The 1,259-nt window shown below is 76.7% G+C and carries 1 protein-coding gene; it reads left to right on the top strand.

Annotated elements, in window-relative coordinates; translation table 11 throughout:
• Positions 1 to 1,259, top strand: a 1,259-nt coding sequence (locus tag ABZ641_RS38125; protein WP_359989235.1) for an oligopeptide/dipeptide ABC transporter ATP-binding protein, incomplete at both ends; no start/stop codon positions are given.

Raw genomic sequence — 1,259 nt, 5'->3', positions numbered from 1 at the left:
CGATCCCCGGCCGCCCGCCCGCACCCGGCGAACTCGGCCGCGGCTGCCCGTTCGCCCCCCGCTGCCCGCTCGCCGAGGACCGCTGCCGGACCGCCGAACCCGCCCTCGACACCGGCTCCGACGGCTCCGACGGCACCCACGACCGGACGTCCGGCCACCTCGCGGCCTGCGTCCGCGCCGACGAACTCGCCGCCCGCCGACCCGCACCCGCCGAGGTCTACCCGGTGCCCGCCGTCCCCGCCCCCGCCCGTGCGCTGCCGCCGCGCGCCGAACGGGACACCGTGCTCGCCGTCCGCGGCCTCACCAAGAGCTTCCCCCGGCTCAAGGGCGCCGTCCTCAAGCGCCGGATCGGCGACATCCACGCCGTGGACGGCGTCGACCTCGACATCCGCCGCGGCGAAACCCTCGGCCTGGTCGGCGAGTCCGGCTCCGGCAAGTCCACCACCCTCTACGAACTGCTGCGCCTCGCCGCACCGCAGGGCGGCCGGATCGAACTCCTCGGCCAGGACACCGCAGCCCTCGACCGGGCCGCCGCCCGCCGCCTGCGCGCCCGGGTGCAGATCGTCTTCCAGGACCCGGCGGCGAGCCTCGACCCCCGGATGCCGATCGGCGACATCGTCGCCGAACCGCTGCAGGCCCAGCGCGCCCCGCGCGAGGAGGTCCGCCGCCGGATCCCCGAGCTGCTGCGGCAGGTCGGGCTCGACCCGGAGCACGCAGACCGCTACCCGCACCAGTTCTCCGGCGGCCAGCGACAGCGGATCTCGATCGCCCGGGCCCTCGCCGTCCGGCCCGACCTGCTCGTCCTGGACGAACCCGTCTCCGCGCTCGACGTCTCCGTCCAGGCCGGGGTGCTCAACCTGCTCCAGCAGCTCAAGGCCGAACTCGGCCTCGCCTACCTCTTCGTCTCGCACGACCTGTCCGTCGTCCGGTACCTCGCCGACCGGGTCGCCGTCATGTACCTCGGCCGCACCGTCGAGACGGGCGCCGTCACCGAGGTCTTCGAACGGCCGCGGCACCCGTACACCCGCGCCCTGCTGTCGGCCGTCCCGCTGCCCGACCCGGCGGCGGAACGCCGGCGCAGCAAACTCCTGCTGGCCGGCGACCCGCCCTCGCCGACCGTCCGGCACGAGGGCTGCCGCTTCCGCTCCCGCTGCCCGGTGTACGCCGCCCTGGACGCGGAGCGGCGCGGCCGCTGCGAACGGGACACCCCGCCCGACACCGCCGCCGCCCCCGGCGTCGACCACGTCGCCGCCTGCCAC

Source organism: Kitasatospora sp. NPDC007106, from assembly GCF_040634455.1.
GTDB lineage: Bacteria > Actinomycetota > Actinomycetes > Streptomycetales > Streptomycetaceae > Kitasatospora > Kitasatospora arboriphila.
Note: the sequence above shows the minus strand (reverse complement) of the source record. Positions and strands in the feature narration are given on the sequence as shown.